Here is an 819-nt window from a genome sequence, read left to right on the forward strand (position 1 = left end):
TCCATAGCGGCCTCCAGAAGTTTGTGTTGATTTCTCTTCTGAGAGGCCGCGCCTTGCTATGTCAACTATTTTTTGAGATTTTTAGTGGTTTTTCTCCTCTGAAACTCTAAACTCTAGTAAATTAAGTTATCTCATGAACAGAAAACGCAGGAGATTCGATCATGAAGGCATTTGTCGGGTTAAGTTTTTCATTTCTTTTATATTTTGTTTCATGGCAGGCTGTGTTTGCCAACCCTCTCTTTCATTCCGCCGGGTTTCATCATATTTTCAACGGCACGGATTATCGGGGGCCTGGTGAGCATCTGGCCAATACGAGAAGCGCGTTCAGCAGTGACGGCAAAGTGGTTGTTCTGCTGGAACTGGGAGCGGGTACACGCGGGATATTCATCCACGATTTCGACAGCCAGGGTCAGGCGCAGGAGGTGACCATACCGTCAGAAATCGGGGGTATCATTCTGAATCCCGGACTGGTCAGTAACGGCGATGGGAGCCGGGTGTTTTTTGTCGCCGAAACGGCCGATGTCAATGACAATATCAATCTGTTCTGTATGCTGAACGGAAAGACGGGAAGCATCAGTATTCTGCGGCGATACGATCGCGCAGCGGTGGAAGACCCTGTTCACATGGCCACAGATGCTGCCGGCAACTACCTTTATTTCAATGAAAGCGACAACGGTGATGAGGGGGATCTCTGGCGTATCGATGCCAACAATCTCAACCCCTTTGTGCCGCCCGAGCGTGTTGTCGAAGCGTATACCATCCCCCATCCTTCGGGCAATCTGGGGCGGTTTGTCGGTGAGTTCGATGTATCGGATGACG

1 protein-coding gene is annotated in these 819 nt (G+C 49.9%); it reads left to right on the top strand.

The features are described from left to right. Window positions 1–221 precede the first annotated feature (221 nt). Window positions 222–819, top strand: a 598-nt coding sequence (locus ACOCD2_RS23005) for a hypothetical protein (RefSeq protein WP_419588161.1), incomplete at its 3' end; no start/stop codon positions are given.

Origin of the sequence: Thiolapillus sp. (assembly GCF_048562965.1) — a bacterium.
Classification (GTDB): Bacteria; Pseudomonadota; Gammaproteobacteria; order Chromatiales; family Chromatiaceae; genus Thiolapillus; species Thiolapillus brandeum_A.